Origin of the sequence: Brevibacillus parabrevis (assembly GCF_022701015.1) — a bacterium.
Taxonomy (GTDB): Bacteria; Bacillota; Bacilli; order Brevibacillales; family Brevibacillaceae; genus Brevibacillus; species Brevibacillus parabrevis.
Genome location: NZ_CP064090.1, coordinates 4,462,348 through 4,479,261, shown reverse-complemented (window position 1 = coordinate 4,479,261; position 16,914 = coordinate 4,462,348). Strand labels below are relative to the sequence as shown.

Here is a 16,914-nt window from a genome sequence, read left to right as displayed (position 1 = left end):
GCGAGTGTTTAAAGAGCTGTTAGCCAATGAATTTGTCGTTCCTTTGACGATTGGATTCGTCTTCGGAATCATGTGCAGAATCAATTTGCTGCGAACGGATTATCGGCAATATCCGACCTATCCGCACGGAAAAATTATTCATGTTTCGCTCGGCGTAATCGCTTCGGCACTGGGGGCACTGGCTGTGCCAGCCTTGCTCAAGGAAAACTATACGGCCGTTACCTTTTTAACCGTGGCCGCTCAACAGTTCAGGGATGTGCGCAACATGGAGCGCACGACGCTGACGGAAATCGACAAGCAAGAACTGGTGCCGCGCGGCGGGCCGTATATCGAAGGGATCGCCATGGTGTTTGAAGGCCGCAACTACATGGTGATTTTTACCTCGCTGGTGGCGACGACTGCTACGATTTTGTTCAACTGGTGGGGCGGAATCATTGCCGGAGTCATCGCCCTTCTCATCTCGCGCAAGCTGCGTTCGGGAAAGACGCTCTCCCTGATCGCCGAGACGAGTCCGGCAGAGGTGCGGGTGGAAGGAAAGGATTTGTACGTCGGGGATATTTACATCATGAACGTGGGACTGGAAGATGCGCAGAACATCATCCGGGAGCATGGCGTTGGGTTTATTGTGAGTCCCAAAGACGCCAATGCCAAGGTGACGATCGCGCATCCCGGCCAGCGACAGGCGATTTTGCATGATGTCGCCACGCAGCTTGGCGTGTACACCGATACGGGGGAGCCTTCCTTGACCCCACTCGTGAAGCGCGACCTGCAATCAGGGCGGCTCGGCGTATTTTTGCTGCCGCAAGAAAAAGACGCGGAGCATGGCAAACAAGTCATCGATGCCGTGCCGATTTTGGAAAGCGTCTTCCGAATGCCGCAAAAGACCAAATTAGCGAAGAAGGAGCTGTAGACCATGACCGGGACCATTTTGGCCGTGATTACCGTGAACAAGGAGAGAATCGCGGGCGGAGCGCCCATTTTCATCGAGTCTACGCACGAGAGCATGCAGCAAACAGCCTTTACGCTGGAAAAGATTCTGGACGCCATGGTGCATGAGGTGAGCAAGGATACCCTTATCATTGTTCGTCACAAGTAGTGTATGGTATGATTAGCTAGTCAAAACGTAAATGAGAGAGAGTGTTGTTGATTATGGGATTACCTGTGGTAGCCATTGTGGGGAGACCCAACGTGGGGAAGTCCACGATATTTAACAGACTGGTCGGCGAGCGCATCGCGATCGTGGAGGATATGCCGGGAGTAACCCGTGACCGCCTGTACGGCAAAGGAGAATGGTTAACTCATACTTTCCACGTCATTGATACGGGCGGGATTGAGTTTGGCGAGACCGATGAAATTCTCACGCAAATGCGCTATCAGGCTGAGCTGGCGATTGATGAGGCCAACGTCATCATCATGATTACCGACAGCCGAACAGGCGTAACGGACGCTGACCTTGAGCTGGCTCGCATGCTGAACCGTACGGGTAAGCCAGTTGTTCTGGCTGTAAACAAAGCGGACAACCCGGACATGCGTGCCGATATTTACGACTTTTACTCGCTTGGCTTGGGTGAGCCGTTCCCGGTTTCCGGCAGCCATGGCCTCGGCTTGGGCGACATGCTGGAGGAAGTGGTTCGCTTTTTCCCGGCAGAAGACGACGAGGAGCGAAAAGAAGACGTCATCCGCGTGTCGATCATCGGACGTCCGAATGTAGGGAAGTCTTCCTTGACCAACGCCATTTTGGGCGAAGAGCGCGTCATTGTCAGTGATGTCGCAGGTACTACGCGCGATGCGATCGATACTCCGTTTGAGCGGGAAGGTCAAAGCTACGTTCTCGTTGACACGGCGGGTATGCGCAAGCGCGGGAAAGTGTACGAGACGACGGAAAAATACAGCGTCATGCGCGCCATGCGTTCCATCGAGGACAGTGATGTCGTTCTCGTTGTCATCAACGGGGAAGAAGGCATCATCGAGCAAGACAAAAAAATCGCCGGTTATGCCCATGAAGCTGGTCGCGGCGTGATCATCATCGTCAACAAGTGGGATGCCATTGAAAAAGACGACAAAACGATGCAGCGCTTTACCGAGCTGATCCGCGAAGAGTTCAAATACCTCGATTACGCGCCAATCATGTATGTATCAGCCAAATCCAAGCAGCGTGTTCACACGATCCTTCCAAAAGTAAACGAGGTAGCGCAAGCACACTCGATGCGCATTCCGACCTCCGTCCTCAACGATATCGTTACGGATGCAACGATCCGCACGCCGCCGCCATCTGACCGAGGCAAGCGTCTGAAAATCAACTACGCGACGCAAGCGACAGTCAAGCCTCCAACATTCATCCTGTTTGTGAATGATCCGGAGCTTATGCATTTTTCCTATGAGCGCTACATAGAGAACAAAATCCGCGAAGCATTTGTCTTTGAAGGTACTCCTGTTCGGATATGGACGCGGAAAAAAACGTAGGGAGAGGAAACCGCCATGGTGTTATTAGCCTGGGTGCTCAGCTATTTGATCGGCTCAATTAGCTTCAGCTATCTTATTGCCAAAAAAGTTGCAGGAATTGATATTCGCTCACATGGCAGCGGGAACGCAGGGGCGACGAATACGCTTCGCGTGCTGGGGAAAGGTCCGGGTATTGCCGTACTGATCCTTGACGCACTAAAAGGGTTGGCGGCGATGGGAATAACACACCTCATGACAGGTGATGCCGCTGCCTATGCAGTAGCGGGCTTGTTTGTCATCGCGGGGCACAATTGGCCTATCTATTTTGGATTTCGCGGGGGAAAGGGCGTTGCAACTACGCTCGGCGTGGTGCTCGGCTTCTCTCCCCTCGCCTTTTTGATTGCAGCGGTACTGGCTGTGCTGGTTATTGCCATTACCCGTTACGTCTCCCTTGGATCGCTTGTCCTCGTTACGGTAATTCCTATTTCTTTGTACCTGCTGGATAAACCGATTTCCTTTGTTTGGACAAGTTTGGTAATCGCGGTGTTTGCGTATGTTCGCCATTATAACAATATCCAAAATCTTATAGCAGGTACGGAACGGAAGCTGGGAGACAAGTCCAATCGCAAGCTGGGATAGATCTGAATGGGTCTGAATCGTTCTCGCAGAACGAAGGATGGAGGGGGATCTATTGAGAAAAGAGGTTACAGTAGTCGGTGCAGGTAGTTGGGGGACGGCTCTCGCTTCTGTGTTGGCTGAAAACGGCCACCAGGTTCGGCTGTGGGTGCGCGATTCCAAACTGGCTGACGAAGTGAACGCAAAGCACACCAATGCCAAGTATTTGCCTGAAGTGAAGCTCGCCGAAAGCATCGTGGCGACAACGGATCTGGAAGCGGCTGTTTCCGGCAAACCGATTGTTCTCTTGGCAGTGCCTTCGCACGCCATGCGGCAAATTTGCAGGCAGTTGGCACCGTTTTTACATAGCGACACACTTTTGATCCATGCCACAAAAGGCTTTGAGTTGGAAAGTCTGAAACGGATGTCTGAGGTCATCATGGAAGAGGTGCCTCGCGAAATATCTGGACGGCTTGCCGTCTTGTCCGGGCCGAGCCATGCAGAAGAGGTAGTCCGCAGGCAGCCTACTACGGTCGTGGTTGCATCCGAGTCGGAGGACAGCATGCTGCGTGCGCAAGATCTTTTGATGAACGCCAATTTCCGGGTGTACACCAACCCGGACTTGATCGGAGCGGAAATCGCCGGGGCGTTGAAAAACATCATCGCACTCGGAGCGGGCATGTCAGATGGGCTGGGGTTCGGCGACAACGCAAAAGCGGCGCTTTTGACGCGCGGCCTGGCGGAAATCAGTCGCCTCGGCATCAAGCTTGGCGCTATGCCGCTTACTTTCTCCGGGCTGGCTGGGGTCGGTGATTTGATCGTGACGTGCACGAGCCGCCATAGCCGCAACTGGCGCGCAGGCTACATGCTCGGACAAGGCAAAAAGCTCGATGACGTCTTGGCGCAGATGGGCATGGTAGTCGAAGGGGTGCGTACGACACATGCGGCACACGCGCTCGCACAGCGGGAGCAGGTTGAAATGCCGATCACGTCCGTTCTGTACGGCATCTTGTTCGAAGGCAAAGAACCGCGCCAAGGGGTAGAGGAACTGATGGGCAGAGGAAAGACGTTTGAAATGGGCTATCTGAATCCGGATGAGACGCAAGCGTAGCGTTTCACACATTTAGGCTCCTGCACATACGATAGGGTGAAAGCCCAGATGCAGGAGGAGAGCGCAGATGAATAACAATCTTTCCAAGCGTTTTTTGGAGCGTTTGCAGGGAAAAGGCAGCGAGAAGGTCGACGAGGGCAAATTGCGGTCGCTTGCGAGTCAGATGAAGCGCAGCGACTTTGAGGATGAAGCAAAGCTTCGGCAAATTTTGCAGACGCTCGCGACCATGAGCGGCAAACAGCTCAATCCGGAAAAGGAAGACAAGATCATCGAGATGTTCCGCAACAAGGAAATCAATTTGAATGACATGTCATCCTTGTCCAAGCTGCTAAAGTGAGAGAAATGGGCGATTATGCCCGTTACCTGCTGTCAAAAGCATCATACAGTAAAATTAGGAACAATCATGGCTCTACAGGGACATGGCTGACCTACAGATACCAAGAAAAAAAGAGGGATCTCATCCCTCTTTTTTTCGTTGCTTGCTTGAGCCGCTCACCGTCTGGGTCAACAGGTTTTGCACCAATGGAGATTGCAGCAGGCCGAGAATTTGCCCGATGTCAATGTTGCCGAGCGGGTTTCCTGAGCCAGAGCCTGAGGCTGCGCTCGATTCCTGGGGTGTTTCCACTGCTTTGGCTGTTTCTTTGCCCTTTGCATTGTCTCTCGCCGTTTCCACGTTTCCTTTGCGCTTGGTCGAGACTGGTTTTTCGGCAGCAACTTCCGGTTCAGCCGTACGTTTGCCCAGGTTCTCGATGATTTCCATGGCACCGTACAGCGTATCCATCGTTTCTTCCACCTGGCGAATCGTGGTGCTGATCCCTTTGATGTTGTTGCGCATTTTGGAGACGGAGGATCTAAGGTCCACGGCTGGCAAGATTTTTTTCGGGGTAATGGCTAATGAGACGTCGGCCACTTGGTCGCTCAATTTTTTGCTCGGTATGGGAGCGTACGGGTTTCGCCATTTTCGACCATTTACTTTGTTGCTCAACATTCATCCCTCCCATGGGCGGATTCATCAGAATAGTCTATGCGAACGTCCAGATAGAGGTTCACAAGGTCAGACGAGAGCTGGGAAGTATGGTATAATGAAGCAAAAAATGCAAAGGATGCTGCAAGCCAGATGTATATCGATCCTATGACGAAGATGAACATTTCACTACTGGCCATCGGCCTGATGTTCGTCTGCAATTTGTTGATGATCTTTGCCAGAAAAATGACGAATGCGCTTGTCAGATTTCTCGTGAAGACTTGCGCTTTCCTGATGTTAATCGCGGTATTTGTCATGATTTTGATCGTGATTTTTGTGTAAGGGGAGGATAGGGGATGTCTCAGGTAACACTGATCACTCGCTCAGGAACGTATGAAGTGCCTGTGGAGTTGAATGAGACGATCGTTGCGATTGCCAAAAAACATAAAGTTCCGTGGGGGCATGCTTGCCAGAGAGGCGTGTGCGCTCAGTGCCGCACGCAAGTGGTAGAAGGCGCGGAGTACCTGAGTGAGATCACGAGCGAGGAAAAGCTGCGCCTGCGCAAAGCAGAGCGGGCCGAAGGGTTCAGACTTGGCTGCCAAATCAAGATCGTCGGGCAAGGAACGGTGAAGCTGGCCCATCGCCCGTATTGAAAAAGGAGTGACGACATGGGGAAGGTGACTTTTCTTCCCGGCGGTAAAAGCGTGAAAGCGAGGGCGGGCCAATCGCTTGTCAGTGTTGCTGGCAATGCCCGGATCGTGATCCCGCAAAGGTGTGGAGGCCACGCCTCCTGTCTGATGTGCCGTGTCATTGTGGAGAGCGGGGAACTTGCTCCTCCGACCGTGCTGGAGCTGCGCAAAATGCCGGAGCAGGACTTGCGGCAGGGGCTGCGCCTGGCTTGTCAGGCCAAGGCGACAGAGAACGACTGCACGGTCCGAATCCCGGAGAGCCGGTTAAAATCGGTGGTGGCTGCGGCACTTGAGCGACAGCGCTTGGAAAACGAAGAATGAGGGTTTGAGGTGTATACATAAGATGTGGCAATCATGGCGTAAAACTTTCAAGCTGACGATCAGCTTGTGCATGCTTTCTGTTTTGTTGTCCGGATGTTTGTATCCGAACGAGCGGAAGGCGGAAAATCAGGTGCCCAGCTCATTTTTTCTGGAGGCGGCGCAAAAAGGTATCGACGAGTTCAAAAAAGATACCGCTGTGCTCCCGATTGTGACGAAACCGCTGGACACTCCCATTTTTGAGAAATACGAGATTGATTTTCGCAAAATGATTCCCAAGTACATCCCGGATGTGCCTGGAAACGCCTTTGAAAAGGGCGGACTGTACAAATACGTCCTGATTGACGTGGAGACGAAGCCAACGGTCAAGCTCATCCATCTGGGGGCTGTCAGCACGGTTGCCGATGTACAGACGGCTGTAGACCGCTATCGCGGCTATTTTAACAAGCTGCCGGTGCAAGCCGACCTCGGCAACGGCTACTACTCGATCGACCATACGGAGATCGGTGTGAAGGCGTGGCAAGTGCCATCGACCATGGGCAATTATTTGCTGCCGCTGGTCATGAATGCGGATGGGCAAGTAGGAATTGACTACGCGGCAGATATTGCGACGATGCTGCGCGAGAACAAAGCGACTGTCACGCCAAACACAGACCCGAGATACGTCCTGTCGCGCGTATCGATGTTTGTTCCCGCCAAATCGTTCCCGTACGAGTTGGTAGACGGTGAGCCGAGGCTGCTGCAAATCAAATAGCGAACACAAAAAACAACTCTGATCGGAGTTGTTTTTTTGTTCTAGTTGGTCCAGTCGCACATATACTTGTACTGTCCACGAAACTAGTACGAGATTCCCTACGAAAATACTGACGGTCAGGGATAATTCGGAAAATCGGTCATAGTGTAAAAATAGACAAATAGAAGGAGGTCATCGATGGTGGAACGAGTCGACATCTTTAAAGACATTGCCGAACGGACGGGCGGAGACATCTACCTCGGGGTAGTAGGCCCGGTTCGTACGGGAAAGTCGACCTTTATCAAACGGTTTATGGAGCAGGTCGTCATCCCGAATATCCAATCGGAAGCAGAGCGGATCAGAGCGACAGATGAACTGCCGCAGAGTGCTTCTGGCCGAACAATCATGACGACAGAGCCGAAGTTTGTTCCGAACCAAGCCGTAAACGTACATGTGACAGAAGGACTCAGCATCAATGTCCGCCTCGTTGACTGCGTAGGTTATACGGTTCAGGGGGCAAAAGGCTTCGAGGATGACAACGGTCCACGAATGGTGAACACTCCGTGGTATGAGGAGCCAGTGCCATTCGAGGAAGCAGCTGAAGTCGGAACGCGTAAAGTCATCCAGGAGCATTCGACTATCGGAATCGTTGTTACGACAGATGGCAGCATCGCGGAAATTCCGCGTGTAGGATACATTGACGCGGAGGAGCGGGTCGTCAATGAACTGAAGGAAGTGGGCAAACCGTTCGTCATCGTGGTGAACTCGACGCGTCCACGCTCTGACGAGGCGCAAAACCTGCGTTTGCAGCTTCAGGAAAAGTACGACGTGCCAGTAGTGGCCTTGTCTGTCGATCACATGACAGAACAGGAAATCCTCCTCTTGATGCGAGAAGTGCTGTTCGAGTTCCCTGTGCATGAAGTAAACGTGAACCTGCCTAGCTGGGTCATGGTGCTGGAGAACGGCCACTGGCTCCGTCAGAACTATGAAGAAGCCGTACGTGAAACCGTGCAGGATATCCGCCGGTTGCGCGACGTGGACCGCGTCGTCGGCTTCTTCAATGACTATGACTTCGTGGAGCGGGCGTCTCTTGCGGGAATGCACATGGGCCAAGGGATTGCGGAGATCGACCTGTTCGCGCCGGATGAACTGTATGATCGCATCCTGATGGAAATCGTGGGCGTCGAGATCAACGGCAAGGACCATTTGCTGAAGATTATGCAGGAATTTGCCCACGCCAAGCGAGAGTACGACCAGGTAGCGGAAGCCTTGCATATGGTGCGCAGTACGGGCTACGGAATCGCTGCTCCGTCGCTGCATGAAATGACCTTGGACGAACCTGAGCTGATCCGCCAGGGACCGCGTTTTGGCGTCAGACTGAAAGCGACTGCGCCATCCATTCACATGATCCGCGTCGATGTCGAATCGGAATTTGCTCCGATCATCGGGACCGAGAAGCAGAGCGAAGAGCTTGTCCGTTACTTGATGCAGGACTTCGACAAAGATCCGCTGTCGATCTGGAATTCGGACATTTTCGGCAGATCGCTGCACTCGATTGTGCGGGAAGGCATCCAGGCAAAAATTACGATGATGCCGGACAATGCGCGGTATAAATTGCAAGAAACATTGGGGCGGATCATCAACGAAGGCTCCGGCGGTCTGATTGCCATCATACTTTAAGGACTAGGTAAATAGACCTAGACAATTGATTCCAAAAGGGGGCACCCGGCGTGACGGGATGCCTTTTTTTCTTGTATTTCGTTCAATTTCGACAGGAGGGGCTTGAATTTAAGAAATCGGTGTATTACTATAAGCTTGTCAGATCGGTAAATACCACCAATCGTGTATAAAACGCTTCGTTTCGGTTAAGAAAAATAATAGCTAGGACTTGGTGTTCTTTGAGGGGAGGTGAAGAAAATGAACAAAACAGAATTGATTGCAAAAGTGGCTGAAACCACCGAACTCACCAAGAAAGATGCAACTAAAGCAGTTGACGCTGTTCTCGATGCAATTGCTGATGCTTTGAAAACTGGTGATAAAGTCCAACTGATCGGCTTTGGTAACTTCGAAGTTCGTGAGCGCGCGGCTCGTAAAGGTCGTAACCCACAAACAGGTGAAGAGATCGAAATCGCTTCCAGCAAAGTACCTGCGTTTAAACCAGGTAAACAACTCAAAGACTCCATCAAGTAGTTGTTTCTTTTGAGAACGAAGCACTTACATAAAAAAATCCACATTGATGAAATGTGGATTTTTTTTAACGTCCGGGATGCGAACGTTTGTGCACGTAGAGGACGGCTGCCCTTTTTGGTTGAAGACAGGCAACAAAGGGCGGACAACTTTGGCTTGGTGTACATACAGTTGTCTTGTCAGATGTTTTTGTTTTTTTGAAATGAGTATGGTAAGATTGGCGTGGGTTCGGCTGCGTACAACGGAGCATGACAAACGGATCTGGTCAGGGCCAGCCTGAGAAGCCGCAAGCTTCGCAAACGGGATGGGCCGCTAGGTAGGAGGTACAAATAATGAACGTTGATTTGGATAAAATTCAACAGGCTGTCCGCATGATTCTGGAGGCGGTCGGAGAAAATCCCGATCGCGAAGGATTGCTGGATACCCCTAAACGCGTCGCAAAAATGTATGCAGAAGTATTCGAGGGCATGCATATCAACGAGGAACAGTACTTTGAGACCGTTTTTAGCGAAGATCACGAAGAAATGGTTTTGGTCAAAGACATTCCTTTTTACTCCATGTGCGAGCATCACCTGGTTCCGTTTTTCGGCAAGGCGCATGTGGCCTACGTTCCACGCGGTGGACGGGTTGTCGGTTTGAGCAAGCTGGCGAGAGCGGTTGAAGCAGTAGCCAAGCGCCCGCAGCTGCAAGAGCGAATTACGACGACGATTGCCGAGTCGATCGTCCGCAAGCTTGACCCTCATGGCGTGATCGTCGTGGTTGAAGCAGAGCATATGTGCATGACCATGCGCGGCGTGAAAAAGCCCGGCTCGAAAACGATCACCTCTGCGGTGCGCGGCATGTTTGAAAAAGATGCGGCGGCGCGTGCAGAAGTATTCAGTCTCATCCGCTCCTGATCGGACAGGCGCTAGGCCTGGGATGAACTGCCAAATCCAGCAATTTTCTATTGACTCTACAGGTAAAATATTGTAAAGTACAGATGTACAGTCGGGATGTGGCGCAGCCCGGTAGCGCGCACCCTTGGGGTGGGTGAGGTCCAGGGTTCGAATCCCTGCATTCCGACCATCTGAATAAAAAACCAGGAAGCCTTTTGCGAGGCTTCTTTTTTTGTTCTTGACAATTGCCATTTTTGCTATTGGCTTCCTGATCTTTCTTTTTTATAATAGTAGGGAGACAAGCAAGGGAAGGGTTGTTTAGTGCCATGAAGGTGCCTGTATCGCTTCAGCCGTATTTACAATCAACACAGCAATCCTATTCAAGCAATCGCGCAGCTTCCTCCTTGTCCTACGAGGAGCAGGATCTCTTTTCTGACGTGTTGCAATCACAGTTGGCGCAAGGACAGCGTGTCATCTCCTCGCAAGAGATTTTGGCCAAGCTCGACGGCAGCAGAGAATGGAAGCTGGCCGCAGACTATGAGTCAGAGTTGAATCCGACGATGGAAAAAGGAGCAGCGGTTGCTCCCGGAGCTATTTTGGAGAAAATTGAACGAACCGCCAAATCGCTTGGCGTCGATCCCGATCTGATCCGGGAAGTTGTCAGAGCCGAGTCGAATTTCAATCCGAATGTCGTGTCCAAAGCGGGTGCCAAAGGTTTGATGCAACTGATGGACAAAACAGCACAGGCGATGAGTGTCCGCAATTCATACGACCCGGATGAAAACCTGGCGGGTGGAACGAAATATTTGAAATCGCTTCTCGACCGCTACGACGGCAATGTCAAGGTGGCGCTGGCGGCGTACAATGCAGGTCCGGGCCGGGTAGGCCGGCTGGGTATCGACAGTGACGAGGAGCTGGAGGCAAAGTACAGCCAGCTGCCTCGGGAAACGCAGAAGTATGTAGCAAAAATCATGGGCCGTTTGGAGACAGACGGGACATCATACTAGACGAGGCGCATCACGCACTGGTCAGGAGGAAACAACTTGTCACAGCCAACAATCAACCAGGACTATTTTGTCGTCAAAGCCAAGGAAAACGGCGTGCATGTCATCGGGCTTACGAGAGGCTCGGACACCCGTTTTCATCACACAGAAAAGCTCGACAAGGGCGAAGTGATGATCTTTCAATTCACGGAACATACTTCGGCCATCAAAGTTCGGGGAAAAGCCGTCATTTACTCGCAGCACGGTGTTGTCGATACGACAGAATAAACAGCTCCAGCGGAAAAGCAGGCATAGCCTGCTTTTTTTGTTTGTACAATGGTGAAGAGGAGGGATGTCTATGCCGCGCCAACTGCTCATGGCGATCGCTGTTTCCACTTTTCTGGCTCTGATGCTGTCGATGGTCCCGAGTGCTTTATGGAGGCAGGCAGATGTGCCCACTTTTCAGACATCACACCCTGTTCAACTGAGCGAGCGAAATGTCCTGGATTTGTTTACATTGACGCCCACACATTATAAAATGAAGCGTATAAAATGGGAAAATCCGTCGGTTTATGTCGATTTGATCGTGAAACCGGGTGAAAAAGTGGATGAAAGTCAAGTTTATCGTGATTTTTACGGATTGACATACGGCTTGCTAACGCACACGGATAATGTTGGTCAAGTGTATTTCCGTTTGCTGGAAGAAAGCGAACAGCCAAAAGAGTCGAGACTCCTTGTTGCCATTCAAACAACTGGGACGAATTTGAAGTCATTTTCCAAACCGGCGGCGGAGATCGCCGATGTGGATTCGTTTGTGAAAAACACATTTCCCGTGCGAATCGATCCGTATTTTTATGAGAGAATTAGTCCCTGATGGTAGAAGTATGGTATGATAGCAAGGACGGCCTTTTGACCGGATGGTAAAGGTAGACGGAAGTGTACGGAACAGGCAGACATCTTTAGGTTGCGCAGCTTGTGGAGGAGGACGCATGAGCAAAGAACATACCCCCTATGTAGAAGAGGTTCGATCGATCATCGAGCAGATCTACAAGCGAACCACCCATTCCTATGTAGAATATTACGTGGACGTTCCTTCCATGGCGGAGAATCGCCTGGAACTCTTGTATTTGTTTTTGCTGGAGCAAGGCATGACGAAGGAACGGGCATCCATTTTCTGCACAGCGACTGGACTTGTCCAGCTGGGACTGGACATGCATGAAAATGTGGAAAATCAATACGAACATTCCTTGAGCGCAGAGCGAAACAGACAGTTGACTGTGCTCGCCGGAGATTACTACAGCAGCCGCTACTACAACCTGCTGGCGGAAACGGGCGAGATTGAAGCGATTCAAGTGTTGTCCGGAGCCATTCAGCGCGTGAATGAAGCCAAAATGAAGCTGTACATTGCGGGACGCGATTCCAGAAGCTTGTCGGATGAAGAGTACTGGGAATTGCGCAACGCCATCGACACAGGTTTGTACGTAGCAATCGTAGAGAAGTATGCCGATTCGGATGATCGCCGCCGCCTGTGGGTCGATCTGATGAAAGAAACGGCCAAGGTAGAAAGCGTTATCGGAGAGTGGGAGCAAATCAAGTGGCAAGAGCAGGTTCCCTTTGGTTTTGCTCGTTTTTTGCTGCAAAAACCGGGTGCTACGCTTGCCCAGGTACTGTCGGGCGTTGAGATGAAAGCCATGGAAATGATCGGCATGTGCGAGCAAATGGTGCGTTCGCTGCCAGCAGAAACACGCAATGTGCTTGCTTCCATAACAGCTCGTTACTCCCATCGAGTGAATCGCCTGAAACGAGTTATTGAGGAGATGTAGCCTAGTGGACCAGACACAAATGAACGAGAAGGCAAAATACGTTCACTCCGTATTTGAAAGCATCGCGAGCGACTACGACAAAATGAACAACGTCATCAGTTTTGGCAGCCATCTGGCCTGGCGCAACTACACCATGAAGCAGATGAACATTCAACCGGGCCATACCGCATTGGATGTAGCCTGCGGCACGGCGGACTGGACGATCGCGCTTGCCAAGGCAGTAGGGAAAGACGGCCGGGTGGTCGGGCTCGACTTCAGCCAGAACATGCTGGATGTAGGCGCGTACAAGGTGGCGAATGAGGGAGTCAGCAACAACGTCAAGCTGGTGAATGCCGATGCGATGAATTTGCCTTACGAGGATAATACATTCGATTTTGCCACGATCGGCTTTGCCCTGCGCAACGTTCCGGATGTGCAGCAAGTGCTCAATGAAATGGCGCGCGTAGTCAAACCGGGCGGGAAAGTCGTTTCTCTGGAAGTGTCCAAGCCTCCATTCATTCCGTATCGCAAGCTATTTTACTTATACTTCTATAAAATTTTGCCATTGATTGCGAAAATGACCGTGAACAAATACGAGGAATATGCCTGGCTTCCGCACTCGCTGACCAATTTTCCAGACAGTCGCGAGCTTGCCGGGATGTTTAGAAAAGCAGGCTTGGACCCGGTTCAAGTCAAGCTGTTCATGGGCGGCGTATCTGCGCTGCACATGGGCACGAAGCCGTAACCGCGCCTCGACAACAACGGTATTTTTTCAGTAGATAGGAAGTGTCATAGATGGGTCTACGTAAATTGAAAATCATCTTGGAAATGATAAAATTCGAGCATTCCCTGTTTGCTTTGCCGTTTGCTTTTATGGGGGCGGTTTTGGGAAGTATTGTAGTGGAGAAGGCGTGGCCGACCTGGATGGAGATTTTCTGGGTGACGGTTGCGATGGTCGGGGCGCGCAGTGCAGCAATGTCGTTGAATCGGCTGATTGACCGCGTCATTGACGCCAAAAACCCGCGGACAGCTACACGAGCGATTCCGGCGGGGCTTATTTCCGTCCTGGAAGTTGTTTTGTTTATCGTCGTTTCGTTCGCTGTGCTGTTCATTGCGGCGTTCCAGTTGAACGATTTGGCAGTCAAGCTGTTGCCGCTTGCTGTGTTTGTCCTGGTGCTGTATTCCTACACCAAACGCTTCACCTGGCTGTGCCACTTTGTTTTGGGAGTAGCAATCGGGTTCGGACCGTTGGGAGGATGGGTCGCCACGACAGGTCAGGTAGACGCGGTTGGCTTGCTCCTGTTTGTGTCCGTTCTGTTTTGGACGGCGGGCTTCGATATTATTTACGCCTGCCAGGATGCTGACTTTGACCGCAAGGAAGGGCTGTTTTCCATGCCGAGCCGCTTTGGGGTTGCCAGCGCCTTGGTTGTGGCGAGACTGTGCCACATCATCACTTTTGTTGGACTGATGTCGCTGTATGTAGTGGCTGACTTGTCGATCTGGTTCCTGCTCGGCGTACTCATTTCCGGTGCGATCCTGATCTACGAGCACACGCTGGTGAAGCCGACGGATTTGTCCAAAGTAAACGTTGCGTTTTTCAACATGAACGGCATTTTGAGCGTGGTCATGTTCGTGTTTACTATGATTGATCTGGTGATCGCATGAGCCAACAAAAATGGGTAGTCGGAATTACAGGGGCAAGTGGCGCGATTTACGGTGTGCGTGTGGTGACCGAGCTTTTGCGCGCAGGTCATATCGTTCACTTGATGATTACCGAGGCAGGCTGGCAAGTCTTTCACGATGAGCTGGACTGGCATTCAGACGACCGGGAAGGTTTGCTGCGAGAAAAGCTGCAACAATCCTTCCCGGGAGAGCTGCACTACTGGGGGCTTCGCGATTTCAACTGCCCGGCGGCGAGCGGATCGTATCGCTGCGACGGCATGATCGTGGTTCCGTGCTCGATGGGAACGGTTTCCGGGATTGCACACGGCGCTTCGGGCAATTTGCTGGAACGCGTCGCTGACGTTATGATCAAGGAAGGCAGACGACTGGTCCTCGTTCCGCGGGAGACGCCGCTCAATGCGATCCAGCTGGAAAACATGCTGACATTGAGCAAGCTGGGTGTGCGGATCTTGCCAGCCATGCCTGGTTATTATCAAAAACCGCAAACGATGGATGACTTGATTAATTTTGTCGTGGGGAAAGCTTTGGATGCACTTGATGTACCACATTCGCTGTTTCGGCGTTGGGGGGAATAGACGCATGCAAAAGTCTTTGCGGATCGGGCAAATCTTGTATACCAACGTACTGCCTGTTTACTATTATTTTGAACAAGCAAAATTCGAGGATCGCATCGCGTTCATCCGCCAGGTGCCTGCCCAGTTGAATCTGGCGATGGCCAAAGGCGAGATTGACATGGGGCCGATTTCCTCGTTTAGCTATGCTGAGCATGCCTCCCAATATGTGGCATTGGCAGACCTGTCTGTCAGTGCCAACGGGAGAGTAGGCTCCCTTTTCTTATTCAGCAAAAAGCCGATTGAGCAACTGAACGGGGCCAAAATTGCCCTGACCAACACGTCGGCAACGACAGTGAACTTGCTGAAAATCATTCTCCACAAGTTTTACGATTACGAGATCACCTACGTTACACAAGAGCCGAATCTCGCACACATGCTGCAAGACGCGGATGCTGCCCTGCTCATTGGCGATGATGCGATTACCGCAGAGCGGACAGCTGGTGAGCTGCACGTATACGATCTCGGCGAATTGTGGCACCGCTTCACAGGCTATTCCATGACGTTTGCCATTTGGGCGCTGCGACGCGAGGTGATTGACGAGCATTTTGCGTTGATTGCGGAAGTGCACGCCTCTTTTTTGACGAGCAAGAAGAAGACGAAAGCAAATCCTGGCCCGTTGGTCGATTACGTATGCACGCATTTTGGCGGGACAAAAGAGGAGTGGCTTCGTTACTTCGCGGGACTGCAACACGATTTTGGCGAAGTGCAGCGGGTAGGACTGGAGTATTATTACCGATGCGCGGCAGAGCTGGGGCTTCTTGCGGCACCCGCGACAGTCGAGTTGTGGCAGGCGGATGGCCACAAGACCAATATTACGCTTGCGAGATAGGTGGAACGGATAACGGATGAACCTAGTCGATATTTACTTCAAGATGAAAAAGGATGTCCAGTACATTGAAGATGAGCTGGAAAAATCGATTGATACGGATGTGCGGGAACTGTATCAGTCCTCGACTCATTTGCTTAAAGCTGGGGGAAAGCGCATTCGTCCGGTTTTTGTGCTGCTCGGAGGCAAATGGGGCAAGTACGATGTAAAAGTATTGAAGCACGTAGCTGTGCCGCTTGAGCTGATTCATATGGCTTCGCTGGTTCACGACGACGTCATTGACGACGCCGACAAGCGTCGGGGCAAAGACACGGTGCGCATGAAATGGGACAACAAGGTGGCGATGTACGCAGGCGATTACATTTTCGCCCGTGCGCTTGCAGTCGCTTCCCAATTGCCGAATCCGAAGCTGCACCAGATTTTGTCCAGAGCGATTGTCGAGGTGTGCAAAGGCGAGATCGAGCAAGTCAAGGATTTGAACAACTGGGATCAAAACTTCCGGACGTATTTGCGCAGAATCAAGCGGAAAACGGCGCTGCTCATTGCGATCAGCTGTCAGTTGGGTGCCGTTGCCAGCGGTGCTACCGAAGAGCTGGTGCGCAAAATGTACTGGTACGGGTACAACGTGGGGATGGCTTTTCAAATTACCGATGACATTCTCGATTTCACCGGAACGGAGAAGCAGTTGGGAAAACCGGCAGGGAGCGACCTTTTGCATGGAAACATCACGCTGCCAGCCCTTTACACCGCTTTTCATGGCAAGGCGAGCGGACAGTTCCAGGAGTGGATCAAGGAAAATACGTTTTGGGAGCACACGGACGAAGCGATTCGCCTGGTGCGCGCCGACGAAGGAATCGCGTTTTCCCAGCGGCTGGCCGAGCGCTATATTGCCCGCGCGCATGCCATTATAAGCGATTTGCCCAATACGCAGGCGAAAACATCGTTGACAGGAATTGCCAATTTTATCGTCGATCGCAAATTTTAATGAGATTTTAACGGTCTGACTGTTGCTTGACCACCCCAGTTTTGATAAAATTTTCGTTGGTGTTGTATACACCAATACATAGCTTTG

At 51.6% G+C, this 16,914-nt stretch carries 23 protein-coding genes and 1 tRNA gene; 23 read left to right on the top strand and 1 reads right to left on the bottom strand.

Features of this window, described 5'->3' with window-relative positions; genetic code table 11:
- The first annotated feature begins 4 nt into the window (after positions 1-4).
- From IRJ17_RS20380 to IRJ17_RS20355, 6 genes are all read left to right on the top strand, one after another.
- Positions 5-910, top strand: coding sequence for a YIEGIA family protein (locus IRJ17_RS20380; RefSeq protein ID WP_122963595.1), 906 nt, complete (start codon positions 5-7; stop codon positions 908-910).
- 3 nt (positions 911-913) lie between these two features.
- A complete protein-coding gene (locus IRJ17_RS20375; protein ID WP_122963594.1) occupies positions 914-1,096 on the top strand; it encodes a capping complex subunit for YIEGIA in 183 nt (60 codons plus the stop codon).
- Positions 1,097-1,149: 53 nt separating this feature from the next.
- Positions 1,150-2,463 carry a ribosome biogenesis GTPase Der gene (der, locus tag IRJ17_RS20370; protein WP_122963593.1) on the top strand — a complete coding sequence of 438 codons (1,314 nt, stop codon included), beginning with the start codon at positions 1,150-1,152 and terminating at the stop codon, positions 2,461-2,463.
- 15 nt (positions 2,464-2,478) lie between these two features.
- A complete protein-coding gene (plsY, locus tag IRJ17_RS20365) occupies positions 2,479-3,081 on the top strand; it encodes a glycerol-3-phosphate 1-O-acyltransferase PlsY (RefSeq protein ID WP_063226933.1) in 603 nt (200 codons plus the stop codon).
- 37 nt (positions 3,082-3,118) lie between these two features.
- Positions 3,119-4,168: an NAD(P)H-dependent glycerol-3-phosphate dehydrogenase gene (locus IRJ17_RS20360; RefSeq protein WP_242771752.1), complete on the top strand. Its 1,050-nt coding sequence runs from the start codon at positions 3,119-3,121 to the stop codon at positions 4,166-4,168.
- Between the two features lie 67 nt (positions 4,169-4,235).
- A complete protein-coding gene (locus tag IRJ17_RS20355) occupies positions 4,236-4,505 on the top strand; it encodes a stage VI sporulation protein F (RefSeq protein ID WP_122963591.1) in 270 nt (89 codons plus the stop codon).
- Between the two features lie 120 nt (positions 4,506-4,625).
- Here IRJ17_RS20355 and IRJ17_RS20350 read toward each other — a convergent pair whose 3' ends face one another.
- A complete protein-coding gene (locus IRJ17_RS20350) occupies positions 4,626-5,156 on the bottom strand; it encodes a hypothetical protein (protein ID WP_242771750.1) in 531 nt (176 codons plus the stop codon).
- 129 nt (positions 5,157-5,285) lie between these two features.
- On the opposite strand from IRJ17_RS20350, the gene IRJ17_RS20345 reads away from it, so the two are divergent.
- The 17 genes from IRJ17_RS20345 (at position 5,286) to IRJ17_RS20265 (ending at position 16,827) form a co-directional block, all read left to right on the top strand.
- Positions 5,286-5,474: a DUF2768 family protein gene (locus tag IRJ17_RS20345; RefSeq protein ID WP_063226937.1), complete on the top strand. Its 189-nt coding sequence runs from the start codon at positions 5,286-5,288 to the stop codon at positions 5,472-5,474.
- Positions 5,475-5,488: 14 nt separating this feature from the next.
- Positions 5,489-5,785: a 2Fe-2S iron-sulfur cluster-binding protein gene (locus IRJ17_RS20340; protein ID WP_122963589.1), complete on the top strand. Its 297-nt coding sequence runs from the start codon at positions 5,489-5,491 to the stop codon at positions 5,783-5,785.
- Positions 5,786-5,800: 15 nt separating this feature from the next.
- Positions 5,801-6,142, top strand: coding sequence for a 2Fe-2S iron-sulfur cluster-binding protein (locus IRJ17_RS20335; RefSeq protein ID WP_063226939.1), 342 nt, complete (start codon positions 5,801-5,803; stop codon positions 6,140-6,142).
- Positions 6,143-6,164: 22 nt separating this feature from the next.
- The gene (locus tag IRJ17_RS20330) at positions 6,165-6,893 is read left to right on the top strand and encodes a hypothetical protein (RefSeq protein WP_173598794.1); all 729 of its coding nucleotides are present in this window, start codon (positions 6,165-6,167) and stop codon (positions 6,891-6,893) included.
- Positions 6,894-7,073: 180 nt separating this feature from the next.
- Entirely contained in the window at positions 7,074-8,552 is a 1,479-nt protein-coding gene (gene spoIVA / locus IRJ17_RS20325) for a stage IV sporulation protein A (RefSeq protein ID WP_063227114.1), read from the top strand.
- A gap of 237 nt (positions 8,553-8,789) precedes the next feature.
- Complete coding sequence (locus IRJ17_RS20320) at positions 8,790-9,062, top strand: HU family DNA-binding protein (protein ID WP_005831316.1); 273 nt, start codon at positions 8,790-8,792, stop codon at positions 9,060-9,062.
- Between the two features lie 326 nt (positions 9,063-9,388).
- Complete coding sequence (folE, locus tag IRJ17_RS20315) at positions 9,389-9,955, top strand: GTP cyclohydrolase I FolE (protein ID WP_173595995.1); 567 nt, start codon at positions 9,389-9,391, stop codon at positions 9,953-9,955.
- 92 nt (positions 9,956-10,047) lie between these two features.
- A tRNA-Pro gene (locus IRJ17_RS20310) sits at positions 10,048-10,124 on the top strand.
- A gap of 136 nt (positions 10,125-10,260) precedes the next feature.
- Entirely contained in the window at positions 10,261-10,941 is a 681-nt protein-coding gene (locus IRJ17_RS20305) for a lytic transglycosylase domain-containing protein (protein ID WP_122963586.1), read from the top strand.
- Positions 10,942-10,977: 36 nt separating this feature from the next.
- On the top strand, positions 10,978-11,205 hold the full coding sequence (mtrB, locus tag IRJ17_RS20300; RefSeq protein WP_063226943.1) for a trp RNA-binding attenuation protein MtrB: 228 nt from the start codon (positions 10,978-10,980) through the stop codon (positions 11,203-11,205).
- A 70-nt stretch (positions 11,206-11,275) separates the two neighbouring features.
- Complete coding sequence (locus IRJ17_RS20295) at positions 11,276-11,791, top strand: hypothetical protein (RefSeq protein WP_173595808.1); 516 nt, start codon at positions 11,276-11,278, stop codon at positions 11,789-11,791.
- 115 nt (positions 11,792-11,906) lie between these two features.
- Complete coding sequence (locus IRJ17_RS20290) at positions 11,907-12,740, top strand: heptaprenyl diphosphate synthase component 1 (protein WP_122963584.1); 834 nt, start codon at positions 11,907-11,909, stop codon at positions 12,738-12,740.
- Between the two features lie 4 nt (positions 12,741-12,744).
- Positions 12,745-13,464 carry a demethylmenaquinone methyltransferase gene (locus tag IRJ17_RS20285; protein ID WP_278189448.1) on the top strand — a complete coding sequence of 240 codons (720 nt, stop codon included), beginning with the start codon at positions 12,745-12,747 and terminating at the stop codon, positions 13,462-13,464.
- A gap of 50 nt (positions 13,465-13,514) precedes the next feature.
- Positions 13,515-14,384, top strand: a complete 870-nt coding sequence (locus IRJ17_RS20280) for a UbiA-like polyprenyltransferase (RefSeq protein ID WP_122963582.1) — start codon at positions 13,515-13,517, stop codon at positions 14,382-14,384.
- Positions 14,381-14,977 (top strand): UbiX family flavin prenyltransferase, encoded by a 597-nt coding sequence (locus IRJ17_RS20275; RefSeq protein WP_122963581.1) that lies wholly within the window; start codon positions 14,381-14,383, stop codon positions 14,975-14,977. The genes IRJ17_RS20280 and IRJ17_RS20275 overlap by 4 nt, the downstream gene beginning before the upstream one ends.
- A gap of 4 nt (positions 14,978-14,981) precedes the next feature.
- Positions 14,982-15,845 carry a menaquinone biosynthesis protein gene (locus IRJ17_RS20270; protein WP_122963580.1) on the top strand — a complete coding sequence of 288 codons (864 nt, stop codon included), beginning with the start codon at positions 14,982-14,984 and terminating at the stop codon, positions 15,843-15,845.
- 16 nt (positions 15,846-15,861) lie between these two features.
- Positions 15,862-16,827 (top strand): polyprenyl synthetase family protein, encoded by a 966-nt coding sequence (locus tag IRJ17_RS20265; RefSeq protein ID WP_122963579.1) that lies wholly within the window; start codon positions 15,862-15,864, stop codon positions 16,825-16,827.
- The last annotated feature ends 87 nt before the right edge of the window (positions 16,828-16,914 follow it).